Origin of the sequence: Secundilactobacillus silagei JCM 19001 (assembly GCF_002217945.1) — a bacterium.
Classification (GTDB): domain Bacteria; phylum Bacillota; class Bacilli; order Lactobacillales; family Lactobacillaceae; genus Secundilactobacillus; species Secundilactobacillus silagei.
This window is the reverse complement of the sequence record NZ_BCMG01000003.1, coordinates 129465-149119: the sequence shown is the minus strand read 5'-3', so window position 1 is coordinate 149119 and position 19655 is coordinate 129465. Positions and strand designations below refer to the sequence as shown.

The 19655-nt window shown below is 43.2% G+C and carries 19 protein-coding genes and 1 other annotated feature; of the genes, 9 read left to right on the top strand and 10 right to left on the bottom strand.

Going from position 1 to position 19655, the window contains the following annotated elements; genetic code table 11:
* The first annotated feature begins 298 nt into the window (after positions 1–298).
* Positions 299–1291, top strand: coding sequence for a restriction endonuclease (locus CES79_RS03845; protein ID WP_054655376.1), 993 nt, complete (start codon positions 299–301; stop codon positions 1289–1291).
* Between the two features lie 265 nt (positions 1292–1556).
* On the opposite strand, the gene CES79_RS03840 is transcribed toward CES79_RS03845, so the two are convergent.
* Genes CES79_RS03840 through CES79_RS03825 form a run of 4 tightly spaced genes read right to left on the bottom strand, consistent with a single transcriptional unit; the run spans position 1557 to position 5039 of the window.
* Positions 1557–2216: a methionine ABC transporter permease gene (locus CES79_RS03840; RefSeq protein ID WP_054655378.1), complete on the bottom strand. Its 660-nt coding sequence runs from the start codon at positions 2214–2216 to the stop codon at positions 1557–1559.
* 1 nt (position 2217) lies between these two features.
* A complete protein-coding gene (locus tag CES79_RS03835) occupies positions 2218–3255 on the bottom strand; it encodes a methionine ABC transporter ATP-binding protein (RefSeq protein ID WP_089136363.1) in 1038 nt (345 codons plus the stop codon).
* The gene (locus tag CES79_RS03830) at positions 3249–4070 is read right to left on the bottom strand and encodes a MetQ/NlpA family ABC transporter substrate-binding protein (RefSeq protein ID WP_054655379.1); all 822 of its coding nucleotides are present in this window, start codon (positions 4068–4070) and stop codon (positions 3249–3251) included. The genes CES79_RS03835 and CES79_RS03830 overlap by 7 nt, the downstream gene beginning before the upstream one ends.
* Before the next feature lie 12 nt (positions 4071–4082).
* The gene (locus CES79_RS03825) at positions 4083–5039 is read right to left on the bottom strand and encodes a ketopantoate reductase family protein (RefSeq protein ID WP_089136362.1); all 957 of its coding nucleotides are present in this window, start codon (positions 5037–5039) and stop codon (positions 4083–4085) included.
* An 88-nt stretch (positions 5040–5127) separates the two neighbouring features.
* Positions 5128–5351: a binding site (T-box leader), on the bottom strand.
* Positions 5352–6070: 719 nt separating this feature from the next.
* On the opposite strand from CES79_RS03825, the gene CES79_RS03820 reads away from it, so the two are divergent.
* The 5 genes from CES79_RS03820 (at position 6071) to CES79_RS03800 (ending at position 11311) form a co-directional block, all read left to right on the top strand.
* A complete protein-coding gene (locus CES79_RS03820) occupies positions 6071–6985 on the top strand; it encodes a PLP-dependent cysteine synthase family protein (RefSeq protein WP_089136361.1) in 915 nt (304 codons plus the stop codon).
* A gap of 21 nt (positions 6986–7006) precedes the next feature.
* A complete protein-coding gene (locus tag CES79_RS03815) occupies positions 7007–8155 on the top strand; it encodes a trans-sulfuration enzyme family protein (RefSeq protein WP_089136360.1) in 1149 nt (382 codons plus the stop codon).
* Between the two features lie 4 nt (positions 8156–8159).
* Positions 8160–8720: a serine O-acetyltransferase EpsC gene (epsC, locus tag CES79_RS03810; protein ID WP_089136359.1), complete on the top strand. Its 561-nt coding sequence runs from the start codon at positions 8160–8162 to the stop codon at positions 8718–8720.
* A 191-nt stretch (positions 8721–8911) separates the two neighbouring features.
* The gene (locus CES79_RS03805) at positions 8912–9904 is read left to right on the top strand and encodes a D-2-hydroxyacid dehydrogenase (protein ID WP_089136358.1); all 993 of its coding nucleotides are present in this window, start codon (positions 8912–8914) and stop codon (positions 9902–9904) included.
* 513 nt (positions 9905–10417) lie between these two features.
* Complete coding sequence (locus CES79_RS03800; protein WP_225362298.1) at positions 10418–11311, top strand: DMT family transporter; 894 nt, start codon at positions 10418–10420, stop codon at positions 11309–11311.
* A gap of 407 nt (positions 11312–11718) precedes the next feature.
* Here the strand turns inward: CES79_RS03800 and CES79_RS03795 are convergent, their stop codons facing one another.
* Together CES79_RS03795 and CES79_RS03790 are read right to left on the bottom strand one after the other, a co-directional pair.
* Entirely contained in the window at positions 11719–12876 is a 1158-nt protein-coding gene (locus tag CES79_RS03795; RefSeq protein ID WP_089136357.1) for an ArgE/DapE family deacylase, read from the bottom strand.
* 252 nt (positions 12877–13128) lie between these two features.
* Entirely contained in the window at positions 13129–13686 is a 558-nt protein-coding gene (locus CES79_RS03790) for a PAS domain-containing protein (RefSeq protein ID WP_054656300.1), read from the bottom strand.
* Between the two features lie 155 nt (positions 13687–13841).
* Between CES79_RS03790 and CES79_RS03785 the strand changes: the two genes are divergently transcribed.
* Genes CES79_RS03785 through CES79_RS03775 form a run of 3 tightly spaced genes read left to right on the top strand, consistent with a single transcriptional unit; the run spans position 13842 to position 15835 of the window.
* Positions 13842–15143 (top strand): Y-family DNA polymerase, encoded by a 1302-nt coding sequence (locus CES79_RS03785; RefSeq protein ID WP_089136356.1) that lies wholly within the window; start codon positions 13842–13844, stop codon positions 15141–15143.
* Positions 15136–15456: a hypothetical protein gene (locus tag CES79_RS03780; protein ID WP_054656299.1), complete on the top strand. Its 321-nt coding sequence runs from the start codon at positions 15136–15138 to the stop codon at positions 15454–15456. Before CES79_RS03785 ends, CES79_RS03780 begins: the two co-directional genes overlap by 8 nt.
* Positions 15449–15835, top strand: coding sequence for a hypothetical protein (locus CES79_RS03775; RefSeq protein WP_089136355.1), 387 nt, complete (start codon positions 15449–15451; stop codon positions 15833–15835). Before CES79_RS03780 ends, CES79_RS03775 begins: the two co-directional genes overlap by 8 nt.
* Positions 15836–16032: 197 nt before the next feature.
* On the opposite strand, the gene CES79_RS03770 is transcribed toward CES79_RS03775, so the two are convergent.
* The 4 genes from CES79_RS03770 to CES79_RS03755 are packed head-to-tail and all read right to left on the bottom strand — an operon-like array spanning position 16033 to position 19175.
* On the bottom strand, positions 16033–17169 hold the full coding sequence (locus CES79_RS03770) for an amidohydrolase (protein ID WP_089136354.1): 1137 nt from the start codon (positions 17167–17169) through the stop codon (positions 16033–16035).
* A 3-nt stretch (positions 17170–17172) separates the two neighbouring features.
* Positions 17173–17934, bottom strand: a complete 762-nt coding sequence (locus tag CES79_RS03765; protein ID WP_089136353.1) for an amino acid ABC transporter ATP-binding protein — start codon at positions 17932–17934, stop codon at positions 17173–17175.
* Complete coding sequence (locus tag CES79_RS03760; protein WP_054656298.1) at positions 17867–18610, bottom strand: amino acid ABC transporter permease; 744 nt, start codon at positions 18608–18610, stop codon at positions 17867–17869. Before CES79_RS03760 ends, CES79_RS03765 begins: the two co-directional genes overlap by 68 nt.
* A 4-nt stretch (positions 18611–18614) precedes the next feature.
* On the bottom strand, positions 18615–19175 hold the full coding sequence (locus CES79_RS03755; protein WP_089136352.1) for a GNAT family N-acetyltransferase: 561 nt from the start codon (positions 19173–19175) through the stop codon (positions 18615–18617).
* Positions 19176–19655 lie beyond the last annotated feature (480 nt).

The following is a 19655-nucleotide window of genomic DNA, read 5'->3' as shown; positions in this document are numbered from 1 at the left end:
TTTAATTGGACAAATATTATAATCTAGATGATCTTTATAGTAGTTAGTAAAAAATAAGCGCACTTTTCTTGAAGCTGTGATATAAATTTAAATAGTTCTTTGTCAAACATCCTAAAGTAAGAAGCATCAAGATTGTGACAACGATCTTGATGCTTCTTTTACTATACTTGAATTGAAGTCATCAACTCTCATGGAATATAAATTCCGAATGCTAAATTGGCCCATCAACACACAGTGAATAATTAAGTTTAGGATGTGCTAAAGTATGTATAGAATAAAAAGATAGGTTGGCTAAAATATGACTTATATAGATTATCATCAACTAAAAATGTCAAAATATGGGTTACCAGCTTGGGATGGGTTAATTGCTCCAGCCATAGAAATTGGATTACAAAAAGAGGATTGGCATATTAAAGAGTTAAAAACAGCAGTTGCTGATGCGTTAAATCTTCCTGATAAGTTGAGAAACTTAACTTATGAAAAATTCCCTGATACTAGTATTATCGTTGATCGTGTAGGATGGGCACTTTCTGAAGGTGCTAATTCTGGTGTGTTTATTAGACCACGTCGAGGTATATATAGAGTTACTGAATTAGGTAAGCATCTTTTTGAACAATATGGCTATCAGTTAGATGGCAAAATAATTCATAGTCAGCCTCAATACGTTGCACATCAAAAAGAGGTCAAAGAGAGGAAAGAGGCAAAAAAAACTAACACTCTCAATAATCCAGAATTTAAAGCAGAAGAATTACATGAAAATAATGGGTCAACCTTTATTGCAAAAGAGATCGAAAAACAAATTGATAATTATAATGGCACTGTGGCTGATAACTTACTAAACAGGATTCGTGAAGCAGAACCTCAATTCTTTGAACGTTTGGTGGTGGATTTGTTAGTTAAAATGGGCTATCAGGGTGTTAATGGTAATGCGATTGTGACATCACAGAGCCATGATGGTGGAATTGATGGTGTTATTAATCAAGATCCATTGGGAACAAGTACGGTATACTTACAGGCAAAAAGGTATCAAGCAAATAATAGGGTACAGCGTCCAGGTATTGAACAGTTTTATGGAGCTTTAAATCGGCTGCATGCTGACCGTGGTGTATTTATCACTACATCCAGTTTTTCTAAGCAAGCAGTTCAAACGGCAAAGAGTTTTTCAATTGTTTTAATTGATGGATTGAAATTAACTAATTTAATGCTTCAATATCGTGTAGGTGTTGAGGCAAAATATCATTTTGATTTATTTACTGTGGATGAAGATTATTTTGATTCCGATGAAATGTAACGAATCATCTAGCTTTTGTAAAAGGTAGTTACATGTTTAATAGGCGCTCCAATATTACGTATTTTCAAGTAATGTTGAAGCGCTTTTTATAATCGTGGACTAAATAGTAATAGGTCAGTTAAATACTTGAAATTTTTAATAATTCACATATAAAAATTGAGGTTTAAAAATATTTAGTCCCCCAAATTATAAATTTACCTCACAAAAAAAGAGCCAACAGGCAAACTTGCCCATCAACTCCTCAAATCAATCTTCTAATATCTATCTACTTCGTCAATCTCCGACTAACCACATTCCCGATAGTTTGAATGATCTGCACCAGGACAATTAAAATCACGATGGAGGTATACATAATATCAGGTTGGTAGCGTTGGAAGCCGTACTGATAAGCAATGTCACCAAGGCCACCAGCACCAACTAGTCCAGCCATGGCGGTTGCACCAATTAAACCGATGGTGGCTAACGTTAAGCCGCGGATGATGCCGCTGCGTGCTTCACGCAGCAGTACGCGGGAAATAATTTTATAATTACTGATCCCCATTGATTGGTAGGCCTCGATAATGCCGGGGTCCACGTCCAGAATGGAAGATTCAATCAACCGTGCTAAGAAGGGCGCACAGTAGACTACCAATGGTAAGATCACACCCCGAATGCCAATGGTCGTGCCCACTAATAGGCGGGTGATCGGTAAGATCAGGAACAATAAGATGATGAATGGCAGTGACCGGAGGATGTTAACGATGGTTTCCAAAGTGGCGTGCAGCGTTGCATTTGGATACATCCCGTTAGCGTTGGTTTCAACCAGCAGAATGCCTAGCGGAACACCGATGATAATCGTGATAATCAGGGTAATGATCGTCATTGTCAGCGTATCAGATAATCCGTTGACAATGGTGTTTCCCCATTCAGCTATAAAATTCGACAATCTATCCAACCTCCTCTACGATGACGCCCTTATCTCTGAGATACTGAATCTCTGCATCGTACTGATCATTGTTTTCAATCGAAATCACTAACTTACCATATGGCTGTTCCTTTAAATACTCGATGGAACCAGCCATAATGTTTGGCTCAACGCCGAACTGTTTGGTGAGCTGCGCAATCACCGGAATAGAAGCCTCGTTACCGATAAACTTGATTAGCAGCACGTGATTGTGTTTCTGCGTCTCAGCCAGCAATGACGCTGGCACACCAGCAAGGTCGTTAGAACCCAAGAACTGGCGGGTGACTTCCTGCTTCGGACCGGTGAAGACGTCAATGGTTCGGCCTTGCTCAACGACATTACCGGCCTCCATGATGGCAACCTTGTCACAGATGCTTTTAACCACATCCAATTCGTGAGTAATGATGAAGATGGTTAAACCTAACTTTTGATTGATATCTTTTAGCAGGTCCAAGATGGAACTAGTGGTTTCCGGATCCAGCGCACTGGTTGCTTCATCGGACAGCAAGATAGTTGGTTCATGCGCTAAGGCCCGGGCCACGGCTACCCGCTGCGACTGCCCGCCAGAAAGCTGAGACGGGTAGCTGTTACGACGATCCCATAGACCAACGATCTTCAAATACTTTTCCGCTCGTTGTTGAATTTCGTCCTTAGGAATTTTTTCGAGCTTCAAAGGAATCGTAATGTTTTGGTAAATGGTGGCCGTTTTCAACAAGTTGTAATTTTGAAAGATCATGCCGATCTTATGCCGTAACTGTGCTAAGGGTTCCTTCTTTAATTGCGTAATATCTTGATTATCAACTTTGACAGAGCCCTCAGTCGGTGTTTCCAGGCCGTTGATCATCCGTATCAAGGTACTTTTACCAGCACCGGAATAACCAATGACGCCGAAAATCTCCCCACGATCAACTGAGATCGACACGTCATGAACCGCATGGACTTCCTTGGTAGTAGCAGTACCCTTGAAGGTTTTGCTGACGTGTTTAAATTCAATTAATGGTGCGTTTGAATTTTCTACCATTGTGCAACCACTGCCCCTTTAAATTTCTTGTTGATGTAGTTTTTGATCGTCTTAGATTGGTAGTACTTCTTAACTTGTTTGATGACTTTGTCGTTCTTGTGTCCCTTTTGAACGACGAAGTAGTTAGCGTATACGTTATGCTTTAATGGTTCGTGAGCTAACGCAGTGTTGAGGTAAATATGGTTGGCCAACGCAAAGTTACTGTTGATCGCGGCAACCGTAATATCATTTAATTGCTTAGGTAATTGTGAAGCATCGAGTTCATAGACCTTGAGGTGTTTAGGGTTAGAAACAATGTCTTTCTTAGTGGCTTTTTCGCCAGCACCCTTACGTAACTTGATCACACCATTCTTCTGGAACAGTTCCAGGGCACGGGTCTCGTTAGCGGGATCGTTAGGGACGGCAATCTTGTCGCCGTTCTTAAGGTCCTTTAAGTTCTTGATGGACTTGGAATAGAGACCCATGGGAAGGGCAATGGTCTTAAAGGCTTTGTCGAACTTATAGTTCTTGTCGTGTTCCTGTTGCGTTAAGAACTGACCAGTTTGGTAAGAGTTAGCACCGATATCGCCGGAAGACAGTGCTGAGTTTGGTGTGTTGTAATCGGTAAAGGAACGCACGGTGATCTTCAGCCCATCTTTAGCGGCTAATTTTTTCACTTGGTCTAAGATCTGTTCGTGAGGGCCGGCGGTAACACCAATGGTAATTTTCTTGGTGTTCAGTTGCTTACTTGAACTGTTACCGCAAGCGGCTAACGTCACGCTGGTGGCTAAGACTAATCCTGCAAGACCTAATAATTTTAAAATTCGATGCTTCATGTTAAATTCCCCCTATTTTTTGCTTAAAACGTTGTTGGCGTGTTCGGCTAAATGAACAACGTCGCGTAAGAAGTCATGAGTAACGGCGTTGTAACCGTGTTTTTTACCCAATTCGTAAACGTAACCGTTGATATAATCGACTTCTGTTGGCCGATTCTTGCGAATATCCTGAAACATTGATGAATAGTGGTTTGGCGTTAAATCGCGAGTTTCGTGATAAATTAACTCGGTGGCTTCTTCCTTAGTCTGAATCGGCTTGATGCCAGCTGCGTCAAAGACCGCGTAATCTTCAGCAACCAACTTATCGACCAGTGTCGGTGCAATATCAGCAGCGATAAATTGACCTTGCTTCAGCTTGAACATTGAACTTAAGGTGTTGACGACTGAGTTATAAATGATCTTAGTTAATAGCGTACCGATGAAGTTAGTAGTCAGCTCGGGGTTTGTCCCGGCAGCGGCCCATTCTTTAACGACTTGGTGCGTGAAATCATCTGGTTTTTCAGTTTGGTTGACCAGGTGAAGCGAACCAGCATGTTTTTTACCGATGAAGTCCACGTCGCCAGGTTTAGTAAGAACAGTACCGATCATGGCCGTTCCGGCGATCACGTATTTTGGATCAAAGTATTGGTTGATCTTTTCGATGTGACCCATGCCGTTCATCAGTGTGATGGCGTATTGACCCTTTTTGAAGAAGTGCGCGCAACGGGTTAACATTTCCTGCAGGCCCATTTGCTTGCACATGATGATGTAGGCATCTGGGTTACCTTTATAATCTTCAGGGTAGTCAATGTTGATGTTTTCCAGGTGACGACCTTCACCGTCACGAGAAACATAAACGCCGCCTTGCTTCTTAATGGCTTCTACTTGGGGATCCCAATCATCAACGAAATCAACTTGCTGACCCGTTTGCTTAAGTAAAATCCCAAAACGAAGACCCATAGCACCTGAACCTAATACTGTATAATGCATCTAACCCACATCCTCATCAAAATTTTTAAAAAATGAACCGCTCATGAGTGACCAAATAAAAAGTCCCTGCATTGCATAATATATGCAACACAGGGACGATTGGTTAACCGTGGTACCACCCAGATTACTAGTCAATGACTAGTCTCTTGAACACAGATAATGTTCGGGATTATATCGTATCCTCACGAATTATTGGCTTTCACCGCAAATTAAACTCCGAGCTCATCTTCTGCATCATTCAATCACCCGTTCTCACCAACCGGGGCTCTCTTGAAATTAAAGGGTGCGTACTCTTCTCATCAACGTTTCATTTTTTAATATGCTTGAATACTAACAGGTAATAAATAAATTGTCAAATGGGGTTTGAACTTCGTATTACCTGATGCATCGGAATAATATAGTAGAAAACGTTAAAAAGAAAAATTAAAAATTAAATTTTAAAATGAGAGCTATCACATTAGTTCTCATAATGCTAAATTAATTTGGGGCAGGTTTTGTCGCGGATTAACACACCTTAAACACTATTTTCGAGCATCAATGTGGTAAAAAAGGTTTGACAAGCTCAAATACACACGTTATATTTAACCCAAGTTACAAATCGAAGGAGGATCAACAATGACAACCCATTCATTTAAAGCTCAAATGCAAAATACTTGTTGTCAAACGTCGCGCGAACTGCGATGTTTGGCCTGTTAAGCATTGACTTTTAAAGGGGTATTGTTGATTTAACCTAAAAGTCTCTGTTCCAGGTGGAACGGAGTCGAAGAGCGCGCAAATTCTGAAAGAGGAATTTGGCGCTCTTTTTCTATCTAGAGCGTGGAACAAAACGGGTTGATGGTGGCGTGTAAGGGCGGGCTGGGAAAAATCCCGGGTTTGGATTTATCCCAGTTCGCCCTTACACATAACCATCAGTTTTGTGGAACGCGTTTCAGCGTGGAGGCCTAAAAAGGACTTTACGTCTTAAGAAAATCAGCAATCCCCCCAATCCAAGATCACAAGCACAATCAATCAGGGAAGGGGACCACTCAAAAATGCTAATTAAAACAATTCAGCAGCTCATCGGCAACACGCCGTTGATCCACCTGCAAATTAAAGTGCCGAAACACTCGCACATTTACGCCAAACTGGAAATGTTCAATCCGGGAGGCAGCATCAAGGATCGGCTCGGTCAGTACATGATTCAAGATGGTATCGATAAGGGTAAAATCAACGCGACGACCACCATCATTGAGCCAACCGCCGGCAACACCGGCATTGGCGTCGCACTGGCGACCCAGGAACATCATTTACCAACGATTTTAGTCGTACCAGAAAAGTTCAGTTACGAAAAACAGACCCTCATGAAGGCGCTGGGTGCCAAACTGATCAATACGCCGTCTGAAGATGGCATCAAAGGGGCAATCAAAAAAGCTCGGGAAATAGCGGCTGAAACACCTAACAGTTACGTACCTATGCAGTTTGAAAATCCGGCGAACCCGGCTGCTTATTACCACACCTTGGCACCTGAGCTGATTCAAGATCTCGATCAGCCCATCGACGCGTTCGTTGCCGGTGCCGGTTCTGGCGGGACCTTTGCCGGAATTGCGAAGTATCTAAAAGAACAGAATTCCAATACTCAGTCGATTGTCGTTGAACCAGAGGGCTCGATCCTTAATGGCGGGCCGGAACATCCGCACAAAACGGAAGGCATCGGAGTTGAGTTCATTCCACCATTTTTCAAAAATGTGCAGATCGACCAGACGCTGACGATTTCGGATGCGGATGCTTTCAAGTACGTTCGGCAAATGGCTGCCCAGCAGGGATTATTTATCGGTAGTTCCTCCGGTGCGGCACTGGCGGCTAGTTTAAAGGTGGCGGAACAACTACCCGAAAACAGCACGATCGTTACCGTTTTTCCGGACAGTTCAGAACGATACATGAGCGAAAACATTTATCAAAAACCATAAAATTAAAGAGGAGACTTTAAAATGAAATTTGAAACGAAACTATTACACGGCGGCATTAGTGAAGATCCTTATACGGGCGCAACTTCCATTCCCATCTACATGGCATCCACGTTCCATCAAACCAAGATTGGTGAATCTAAGTACGAGTATTCCCGTTCTGGTAACCCCACTCGTGAGGCCGTTGAAGCCCTGATTGCGGACCTTGAAGGCGGCACCCAAGGCTTTGCGTTTGCGTCCGGTTCAGCCGCCATTGATACGGTCTTTTCAATGTTTAGCGCAGGCGATGATTTCATTGTCGGCAATGACGTTTACGGCGGGACGTTCCGTTTAATTAACACGGTACTGAAGCGGTTTGGGATGACCTTTACAGTTGTTGATACCCGGGATCTGGCGGCTGTTGAAGCAGCAATTAAGCCGACGACTAAGGCCATTTATCTGGAAACACCGACGAATCCTTTGCTACGGGTAACGGATATCAAAGCTGTTGCTGATCTGGCTCGTGACCATGGCCTGTTAAGCATTATTGATAACACGTTCAGTTCGCCTTACGTTCAGCGGCCTCTGGAACTGGGTGTGGACATTGTGTTGCATTCAGCTTCGAAATATCTGGGTGGTCACTCCGATGTGATTGCTGGTGTAGTGGTCACGAAGGATACCAAGCTGGGTGACAAAATCGGCTATCTTCAAAATGCCATTGGTGGTATTTTGGCACCGCAGGAAAGTTGGTTACTGCAACGGGGAATGAAGACGCTGGCGATTCGGATGCAGGCGCATTTGGCCAATGCTAAGGCGGTCTTTAACTACCTGTCTGATCAACCAGCAGTGGCTAAAATCTACTATCCGGGCGATCCGAACAACCCAGATTATGAGGTTGCTAAAAAACAGATGCATCACGGCTATGGTGCCATGATTTCCTTTGAATTGCAGTCTGGACTTGACCCTAAGAAGTTCGTGGAAAATCTCAAAGTGATCACCTTGGCAGAAAGTCTGGGGGCGTTGGAATCTTTGATTGAGATTCCAGCACTCATGACTCATGGGGCTATTCCGCGTGATATTCGGCTCAAGGATGGTATCAAGGATGAGTTGATACGACTTTCTGTAGGTATTGAAGATGAAAAGGACTTACTAGCTGATTTAGACCGTGGTTTCAAGGCTGTACAAAGGAGCTAATACCATGTGGCAAACACCGCGAGCCATCCTCAAGCGTGATCCGGCAGCCCATAGTCTACTGGAAGTCATTCTGACTTATCCCGGCGTTCGGGCACTGTTTTGGCATCGGATTGCCCATTTTCTAAATGCCCGTCACCACTATGTTTTAGCAAATGTGCTGAGCCAGCACGCGGCTAAAGTTACTGGGATTACCATTGATCCAGCTGCTCAAATTGGCCAACGGTTTTTTATTGACCATGGTATCGGTGTTGTGATTGGCGCTACTGCCATTGTTGAAGACGATGTGACTATTTTGCACGGGGTCACACTGGGTGCACGGAACGGCGTGAGAAATGGCAGGCGTCACCCAATTGTTAAACGCGGGGCATTTATTGGTGCTAACGCACAGTTGCTAGGCCCAATCGTGATTGGAGAAGGGGCTAAAATCGGTGCTGGTGCAGTTGTTTTGAAAGACGTACCAGCACACTGCACGGCAGTCGGTAATCCAGCGCGATTGATTCGAAAAACGCTGACGGTCATGTCCTTGGATCCTGACGAAAAACCGGCTAAAGTAAAGCGTGCCTAATAGGTCTTATCATCGAAATCCCATAAAAATTTAATCTTAGCATTGACAGTCTTTAGATACTGTTTAATAATGATAATTAAAAGTTATATGTTATCAATGCATAAACAGGGTTAGGGGACGATTCCTTCTTGTTCCGTTTGTGGACTGGAAGAAATTTATTTGATTAAACTTTGAGTAGGGAATGGTATATTATGACAAAGATTTTAGCTTACAACGTACGGATTGATGAACAGCCATTTATTGATCAATGGTCAAAAGAACATGGTGTTCAGGTTGACAGTATTCCAGAAGAATTGCATGACGATACGGTCGATAAGGCCAAGGGTTACGATGGTGTTGATTTTAAGCAACGGACCGTTGTTACCCAGAACCCGGCGTTTTATCAGAAATTAGCCAGTTATGGCATCACGCAATTGTCAGCTCGTTCTGCTGGTATCGATACGGTGAATTTAAAGTGGGCGAAGGCCAACAATTTGCGGGTGACGAATGTGCCATCATATTCGCCAGAAGCGGTGGCAGAAATGGCGTTAACGCAAACTATGCAGCTGATTCGCCACATTCCTCAATTCAATGACCGGCTCAGTGATAGCAATTACGTTGTGCTGGGTCTGCGTTCCACTGAACTAACAGAATTAACGGTAGGGATTATTGGCGTTGGCCGAATCGGCGGTAAGCTCGCACGGATTTTTCATGCGCTGGGTGCAACGGTGATTGGTAACGATCTGCGGGCACCTCGCGAAGATTTACGTGGCATTATGACTTACGTCAGCAAGGAAGAACTCTATAAACGGGCTGATATTATTTCCGTGCACGTTTGGGGTGGCGATGATAACTTCCATTTGATCAACGACAAAGCCTTTGCTCAAATGAAGCCAACTGCTTACTTCATCAATGATTCTCGTGGTCCAGTTGTGGATACGCAGGCCTTGATCAAGGCTTTAAATCAGCAAAAAATCGCTGGCGCTGCACTCGACGTTGTGGAAGATGAAACTAAAATCTTCAATCAGAAATTCGAAGGGGCAACACCGGTCGATCACTATAATCAACTGAAAAAAATGACGAATGTGCTGCTGACACCTCACGTGGCATTTTTCACTGACCATGCGGTTAAAAACATGGTGATGCAGTCGCTGGATGATACATTGGCGATTATTACTGGCGGGAAGAGTGAGCATGAATTTTAGAGAGCATTGAGCAACTCGGGTGATTCCAGAATATAAGACCCAAAAAGGAGTTTCCTGGTTTTGGGAAACTTCTTTTTGGGTCTTATATGGCCGGAATCAGAGTTGCGAAACGCGTTTCAGCTAGATAACAGTAATGCTGTGGACTATAAAGGGGAGTTTCCTGATCTTGGGAAACTTCTTTTTTAGTCTTATATGGCCGGGATCAGAGTTGCGAAACGCGTTTCAGCTAGATAACAGTAATGTTGTGGACTATAAAGGGGGGCTTTGTTTTGGAAAACCTCTTTTTGCAGTTCTAAGGGAGGGAGTTAGTCTGCGCACTTGCTTTAGTTACTTTCTTCTGGCGAATATTAAAGCGGGATTGGTCTATTAAGTACACGAGATATTGTTCATAATTTTGGTGATAAGAAAGCCATTCATTTATCGATCACTGGATCAAAAACCATTCTAAGTTAGTTTGATGCATATATGTTTGGAACAGTATAATGAAATTAAGTCATCATTAGGAGGAATATTTTGAACACAAACGTTGCACATCAGTCACGAAGAGCCATCGGTTTCGCTATTCTATCCGCAGCTTTGTACGCATTATACCCACCAATCGCCAAGGTCTTAGTGGTATCAGCGCCACCAGCAATTCTAGCTGCTTTGTTGTATCTTGGAACAGGAATCGGTATGACAGCATTATTCCCACTGATTCACCACACAAAAGCAGGGCAACAAGAAGTTTCACTTAGTCGGGCTGATATTCCTGCTCTGGTAGTTGTTATCATTACCAATATTTTTGCTGGCGTCTTAATGAATGTTGGGATTAAATTAACATCTGCCGGAAATATCTCTTTGTTGAGTAATTTTGAAATCGTGGCGACAACTTGCTTGGCACTGGTCTTTTTTCATGAACACGTTAGTCATAGGTTAGCTTGGGCAATTGGAATTATTACAGTCGCTAGTCTTTTATTGAGCGTAAATGATGTTCGCCAGTTCAGTTTTTCTTGGGGAGCTATCTTTGCTATTCTTGCGACAATTTGCTGGGGCTTTGAAAACAACTTGACTCGGGTGTTATCGGATAAAGATCCACTCCAAATAGTGATCGTTAAAGGTTGGGGTGTGGGCCTTGGCAGCATGGTTGTATCAGTATTTTGGCAGGAGAAATGGCCGACTTTGGGGCCTACCCTGATATTATTATTACTGGGTTTCTTTGCATTTGGTGTTAGCATCTACTTTTATATCTTGGCGCAACGTTATATTGGTGCTGCAAAGACGAGTGCGTATTATGCAGTTTCCCCGTTTATTGCTGTTTTGATTTCGATAGTATTCTTACATGAAAGCTTGTCTATTCACTTTGTGATTGCTTTGCTTTTGATGGTTTGGGGAAGCTATTTAATTACGAGAGACACGCTACAATCTTAAAAACTAAGGCTTCTTAATATGAAATAATAAACGAACTGACTGATAATTGTTTTATACATCAAGGTTAATTTTAAACTGGTGAAAGTGTAAAATAACATGGATTAAACATATATTTACCTTGCTAAATCACATATCACATGATATTACGTGGGTAGTATCAATGTGATGATTGGTAAAGCGGAATTTAAAGGGCGCTCTGTTTAAATATCTTAAAGTAGAAGTATCAAAATTACGATGGTAGTTTTGATACTTCTTTTGTATACTTAAATTGAGGTCGGGGCCGGCTATCCTCGTGAGCTTTTAACTCGATTGGTTTTCGTCGACTTGATTGTAGCGTAGGACGGTATGTTCCTATGGTGTGAAAAAAATAGTGCTGACGATTTCTCATCAACACTAAATGCAGTTCACTATTTCTTTTTCAATTCTTTTAAAGCCTTCAAAGCGACTTCTTTATAAACGTCATCCATCACTAAGAACTGGCTGAGTTCAACGTATTCGTTCATCTTGTGCGCGTTCTCCCAGTCACCAGAACCCAACACGATGATTGGAAATTGGTTTTCTGCTTTCCGGTACTCTGAAGCATCAGTAGCGCCGTGAATGACCTTCAATTCAACTTCGTGATTGAGAGCCTTGCTGGATTCGGTCTGCGCCAATTGAACCAGTGGGTCTTCTTTATCGGTGACCATTGGATCAAAGGACATATCCACATTGAAGGAGAGGTCAGCACCGGGGGCAGAACTCAAACCACGGGTGATCATGTTTAACCGTTTGATGACGGCGCCGTTACCAAATTCAGGTGTGGCGCGGATGTTACCTTGCAGTTCCGCGTGACCGGGAATCGTGTTCACTTGATCGCCACTGTTGAAGATGGTGATGCTGTGAACCAGTGGGCCGACTTCCTTGCTGGGCTTTACATCGGTAAACAGGTCCGCTTCGGCATTCACAAACTTGACCAAGTTAGTCAAAGCGTTCACGCCTTGTTCTGGAATGGAACTGTGAACGGGTGTGCCTTCTGAAGTAACGGTGTAATTTAGCGACCCATTGTGGGCGTATACCACGTCTCCGCTAGTTGGTTCACCGATGATCATGCCGTCAACGTCATCGACCTCACCCTGTTCAGTCAACTGTTTAGAACCAGCAGCACCGTATTCTTCGCCAACCGTTGCTAATAGACGGATACGGCCGGGAATCTTAGTTTTGCTGTCTGCTAGGTCGATCATAGCGATGACCATGGCAGCCAAATTACCCTTCATATCAGCACTGCCACGACCGTAAAGGCGGTCACCGTGGATCTCAGCTGACAACGGGTCGTGTGCCCAGTCATCTAAATCGCCAAAACTGACAGTATCCATGTGGCCGGCAAAGGCAAAGACGGGTTTGGCGTCTGGCTTGCCAAGTTCAGCAATCAGGTTATTGCGCCCCTTAGACGTTTCAACTTGCTTGACCGTGATGCCGTGATCCGTGAGTAGCTTTTCTAAGTAATCTGCGACCTTTTTTTCATGATCGTTAGCCGAATCAATTTGCACCAAGTGCGTTAGGATGTCAATTTTATTTTGTTTATCCATGGTGACCTCCACTTTCATTTTCAGACTTATACTATAAGTATAGACTTTTTTACTTCACTTGTCCCTTTTATGGCTTTGTTGGTCATGTATGAAAGAGCTTTGAAATGCGATAGTGACGGCCTTTAAATGGATTTTCACGGATTTAGCACTGTGGGGCGTAAACTGATAATTTCTTTAAAATTTACTACACTTTTCACTAACTGATTTAGTTAATAAAAAACGCTATTCTAAGCTGAATAGCGTTTTTTATGTTTACTTTGGTTGCTGTGAGGCACTCGTAGTGGTATCGATATTTTCAGGCATCTTGGGTTTGGCGGAAGCGCCCGTTGTGGCATCGGCTGGGTGAGCGGGTTTATTCGGTTTAGACGATGCACCAGAAATAGCGTCAAACGCACCGTTTTCAGACATTGCTAAAATTTGATCAACGTTTGCGGTACATTCCAACGTGCCGAGGTAAGTACCAGCGTCATCGCGCAACGCGTAATAGGTCGTCATGATCTTATGGCCATTTTGCATACTAGGAATGTTTATCGAATCCCGTTTACCAGTTTTAAAGCTTTCGATAAGTGACTTGATGGCGGGTAGGATTTTCGCCGGATGAATTTCTGCTAGTGTTTTGCCAAGTTGATCCTTGGAACGCACGTGATTTCGGTTCGGTTGATCCGAGTACCAGCTAAACCGGTCGTTAGCATCGACTAAGTCCAGTTCAAAGGGAAGAGTCTTAAAGAGTTGCTGCAGTTCCGTCAACGTTAACGTCCCACTGGGAAAGGTGACGTGGGCGTCCTTCATAAATGGCTCATCATCTGACATGTAATCATCCTCCAATATTTAATTGATGTCCTTATTATAGTACGAATCTACTAAAGCTTCAGAAATAGAAACTAAAAGGTCAAATTAGGGCTTGCCAAATGCGAACGTGTGTTTGTATAATGTAACTAATCAAACATATGTTCGAGGTGAGCGTGATGAATTATCAAAAGGAACCGCATGGCGTCTTCTTCTTAATTGATAATAAGTCTTTCTATGCCAGTGTTGAAGCGGTGGCGCGGGGACTTAATCCTCTAAAGGTAACCTTAGTTGTGATGAGCGAAGCCGATAATACCAATGGCGGTCTAGTATTGGCAACGTCACCGGAAGCCAAGTTACGCTATCATCTGCAGGCGAACGTTTCGCGACAGCGAGAAGTGCCGCAGGACCCCCAGTTGATGGTGGTTCCGCCACGGATGAATTTATACATTAAACGTAATTTGCAGATCAATGATATTTTTCGGCGTTTCGTTGCCAATGAGGATTTGATGCCGTATTCGATTGATGAATCGATTCTGGATTTAACGCACTCTTGGCGGTTATTTGGTCAAACACCGCGAGAGGTAGCCGTTCGGATTCAAAAAACCGTCCGCCGGGAACTGGGACTATACACCACGGTTGGGATTGGTGATAATCCGCTGCAGGCCAAGTTAGCGCTGGATCTGTATGCCAAGCACACGCCAGATTTGATCGGTGAGATTCATTACGATACTGTTCCGAAAACCATTTGGCCAGTTGATCAGCTCACCGATGTTTGGAGCATCGGTAAGCGGACTGCTAAACATCTGAATCGCTTGGGGATTCATAACATGTATGAATTAGCTCACGTTGATCCTTATCAGTTAAATGCGGAACTGGGCTTAATGGGCCAGCAGTTATTTGCGCTGGCTTGGGGGATCGACCGGTCACAACTGCGTAAACGGCGAGGACCCAAGAACGCTAGTCTGGGGAACTCGCAGGTCTTGCCGCGAGATTACGTGCAGCAGGTGGAAATCGAAACCGTGATCAAAGAAGTTGGTGAACAAGTGGCTGCTAGACTACGGCATCATCACAAATTAGCGGGCTGTATTTCACTGGGAGTTGGCTTTTCTTACGCTGCTAGTGAGGCGGATGGCCGCAGTGGGTTTCATCAAGAACTGCGGATCGCACCGACTGATCAAAATGCCGTCATTAGCCAAGCGCTGCTGCGAATCTTTCACCAGCATTGGCAGGGGCAGGCAATCCGTAACCTGGCTGTTTACACCAGTCGGCTCAGTCCGGCAACTGGTTTGCAGCTAAACTTTTTTGAACCAGCTAAAAACCAGATTAAGCGGGTAAAAGCAGACCATGTCGTGGATGATATTCGGGACCAGTTTGGGTTTACCAAATTAGTCTATGCTAGCAGCCTCATGCATGGTGGCACAGCCATTAGCCGTGCTTCGCTAGTGGGTGGCCATAACGGAGGTAACGCGTATGAATAATGATTTAAAACTGATCACAACACGGCTGGACGCTGGTTTTAAACGCCAAGACCAGGTCCGCTATCAAGTCGTGATTGCCAATGATCCGTATGATCAAACCTATAATTTCTTTTTGAACTATCAGCATCGCAATCGGCGGTTAAAGTCACATCCGCTGCATTCAGTCCGCAACTATTCACTGACTTATCTTGAACGGCTCATTCAGGGGTTGCGTGCTCATACGCAGCTCAGCTTTGAATTTGTTGGCTTCACAGGTCAGCGCTGGCCGACCAGTCAGCGCCGCATTCAATCCAGGCGATTAAACGATGAGTAAATTATGGCAAATTGACGATGATGCCCTGGTTCAGCGGTTCTTTGACCACGATTATCAAGACCGCGGTGTCGTTAAATGGCAGGGCTTCTACCTGTCAGATCACACGGCAGCGCTGAAAAAACAAGCACGACAAGAAGCGGTGAAACATCCCGCTAAGACGCAGCAATCGCTGGAAGAGATGTCAGTCATTTTGAGTGACGCCTATGCTAATGGAAAGCGCGTTAGCATTCAGGTAAACGACCGTGATTTGAATGGTGAGTTTCGACCTGATTTGGTTGGTAAAGTGATTGGATACAAGGAAGATAAGATTTATTTGGCTGGACAGACCGATGTTTCTATTTTGGATATGAGGCATGTAGAGCGTGGAATCGGCATGTAGAGTGTGGAATCGCTGAGATTGATTCTTGAATGTAACAAGTGTGATAAAATTTAGTAAATTCCAGAATTTAACGCAAATAACCGCTATTTCGATATCGTTTATCGAGATGGCGGTTATTTGTGTTAGTATCTCAGGTCAATTTACATATTCCAAGAGATTCAAGCGAACTGATAGTAAACATTGGGGAACCAGTGCATTTATAGTTCAGATAAAAGACGTTTTGCAACGTAGTAGTACCAATTAACCGCTGGTGCTAAACCGTTATCATCTAACTTTAAATCAGAATGGTGCCAATCAGAATTACCATTACTTCCAACAAAGGCGAAGACGCTTGGAATTCGTTGACTAAAGTAGGCAAAATCTTCACCAGCATTAGAAGGCTGCGGCCGGACTAGCGTTAAGTGTTTTTGTGTTTCATCTTCGACAATTTTTGTTAGCTTGGCATCGTTGTTGACAACGTCTGGGCCTTCAATCCAGTCAATATTTGCTTTAACGCCAAATGATGCGGCTTGACCATTAACAATTTCAATAAACTGCTTCTTAGCCACGTCTCGAGCTTCATGATTAAAGGTTCGGACAGTCCCTTCAAACCAAGCTTTTTCCGGTAAAACATTCCAGGTGTTACCACCATCAATGTGTGTAACTGAAACCACAGCTGTTTTTTGTGGGTCTTCATCACGACTGACAATGGTTTGTAATGCGTTGACCGTACTTGTTAGAGCGATGATTGGATCTTTACCAAATTGCGGCATTGCAGCATGAGTTCCGACACCAGTAAAAGTGACAGTAAATTGATCGACCGCGGCCATTAAACCACCTGGCAATAATCCAATTTCTCCGGCCTTAAGATCAGGCTTATTATGAAAACCGAAAATGGCATCGATGCCTTTAGTACCACCTGCATCAACAACTTCTTGAGCACCCACATGGGTTTCTTCCGCTGGTTGGAAAATAAGACGAATGGTGCCATTCAATGACTTCTTTTCGTCAGCTAATAATTCAGCGGCACCCAGTAGCGATGCCATATGAAAATCATGACCACAAGCATGCATGACACCGTCGTTTTCAGAAGCGAAAGGTAACCCAGTTGTTTCTTGAATCGGCAGGGCATCAATGTCAGAGCGTAGGGCCACCACAGGATGCCCCTGACCAATTTCCGCGATGACACCAGTGTTTAGTCCTTCTGGTGTAATGATTCGGTAACCTAGTGCTTCAAGTCGTTCGGTGATGTACTGGGTCGTTTTGAATTCATGGTCCGAGATCTCTGGATGTTGATGTAAATAATGACGTGTTTCGATAACGCTTTGATTGATACTTTCGGCTGTTTTTGTCATGAGTTAAGCTTCCTTTTTGATAGTTGAATGTGACAGTGAATTTACAAATAAACTGATTCGTCCTGGACGAGTTCCTGAAAGTAAGTTCTTTGCAGGACCTTGGTCTAAAATTTCGCCATTTTCAATAAAGACTGCCTGATCTGCAATTTGACGTGCAAACTCCATTTCATGAGTCACGAGAATCATTGTGACATGTTTGCTTGCAAGATTGGCAATCGTTTGTAGGACACTTTCAACGAGTTCTGGATCCAGTGCGGATGTCGGTTCATCCAACAGGATAACCCGAGGATGAATGGCTATTGCACGGGCAATTGAGACGCGCTGTTGTTGACCACCTGATAGGGTCACGGGATATTGATCTACAACCCCACTAAGGTCAACCTGATTTAAGACGTTCAAGGCAATTTTTTCAGCTTCCTTTCTGGTAGCAATACCGTTAAAAATAAGAGGTTTGGCCACATTATCTTTAACTGTCATATTTTTAAAAAGGTTAAATTGTTGAAAGACCATTGCAGAGTTTTGGCGTAGGTCGCGAATTATTTTTGGGTGGCATTGTCCGGCATTGGCAGTGATGTCACCAACTGTTACGCTGCCTTCACTTGGTAGTTGCAGTAAATTCAAGGTTCGTAACAATGTTGTTTTACCAGAACCACTAGGACCGACCAGCGCTGTGACTGACCCCTCTTCGGCTGATAAGTTAATGTGTTTTAAGACTTGCTTCTGTCCGATGTTCACTGAAAGGTTCTTTACTTTGATTAATGACATGAGCGGTCCTCCTATATGGTGTTTGCAATGAATTTTCAAGTAAGTGTTGTAACCAAGTGTATATGGTAATGAGTAGCCAATAGATAATTCCCACTGCAAGATAAGTTTCAAAATATTTGAAGGATTGCCCCGCAATCAGTTTCCCATCGCCGAATAATTCAGTTAGACCGAGTGTAAAAGCCAATGAGGTTTCTTTGACCAAACTGACGAAAGTGTTCCCCGTGGCGGGTAAAGCATTGATTGTAGCTTGAGGTAGCACAACATTGAGGAATAATTTTGTACGACTGATATTTAGGGATTGACCAGCTTCAATCTGACCTTTATCTACAGAATTCACTGCGGCTCGAAAGATTTCAGCTAGATACGATGCTTGTTTGAATCCTAAACCAACCACAACAGCTACAAACGCTGATAAACCCCGCAAAGCTGGAAAAATCTGTGGTAACCCATAGAAGATGATGAAGAGTTGTACCAAGGTTGGCATGCCGCGAAAAAGTGAAATGTAGAAGTGGGCGAATCCCCTAAGAGGGGCGATGGTCGACAATTGCAATGAAGTCAAAAAGCCACCAATAAATATTGCGAGAATCATCGAAAGTATGGCCATAAGTAGTGTAATTGGAACGTATGCAGGCAATTTTATAAAAAGACTAAAGAAGTAATGCCAATCAAAATTCATTTTTTCACCTCCCGTTTGAAATTGTTTGCGACAAAATTTCTTTGAGATAGATATCATCGATTTGACGTGTCCGACGTTCATCAAAAATATTGATTAAATAGGCAGTTTGATGATCCTTGAATTTTCGAACGATATCGATCGTTTGGAAGCCCAACGAATGATAAAAATCTTGAAGCCAAGGATGTTCAACAGCAGTGCCAAGACTAACCGCTGGTGCGTGTAATTCATCTTTGACAAAGTTGGTGATCACTTGTGTAATGATTTGCTTAGCCAATCCTTGATGTTGACAGTCCGGATTGGTTGCAACCCAGCCTAGATGTGGCAGGGGAAAAGGGCCTGGGTTGTCAGACCATGGCAGACGTACAGAAGTTGTGGCGACAATTGTGTCATCTTCTTTTTGCAAAACAAACGTTGGTGTACTTGCAATGTGTTCTTGTACTTTTTTCTTAGTAATTGAGGCTGCGGCAAAATGAATTCCTAGATTGATATCTGCAGCATATGCATTGTGTAATAACTTGGTTAATTGAGCGGTGTCAGTGAAATCTGTGAGTTTTTTAAATTGCAATCTAAATACCTCCTATAATTTAAAAGTGAATCAATTTCTCTTTTCTTCTTTGTAAACGCAAAAAATGCTTTCGTCCCAGCCATAGATTTATATCTATAGCTGGGACGAAAGCATCGTGGTGCCACCCAGATTCGTGTAAGAATAACCTTACACCTCAACAACACAAAAACGTGTTTGGGATTATATCGTATCCTCACGGGTTTTCAGCTTTCACCGGCGACCACAACTCAGAGCTCATCTTCAACCCTTGTTCGGTTTCACCTTCTCACTAACGGTGATCACTTTGTACCTACTTGAAAGTTTACTCTTCTCTTCAACGTTTTTTATTTATGATTTATTAACTGCTAGAATAGCGGTTCAATGAGTAATTGTCAATATATTTTAATGCTATTCTAATTATTACCACTTTGAATCAATGGCCATGGTAAGTATTTGATTATCAATAACTATGGTTACTCTATCAAACTTTGATTAGTTAGG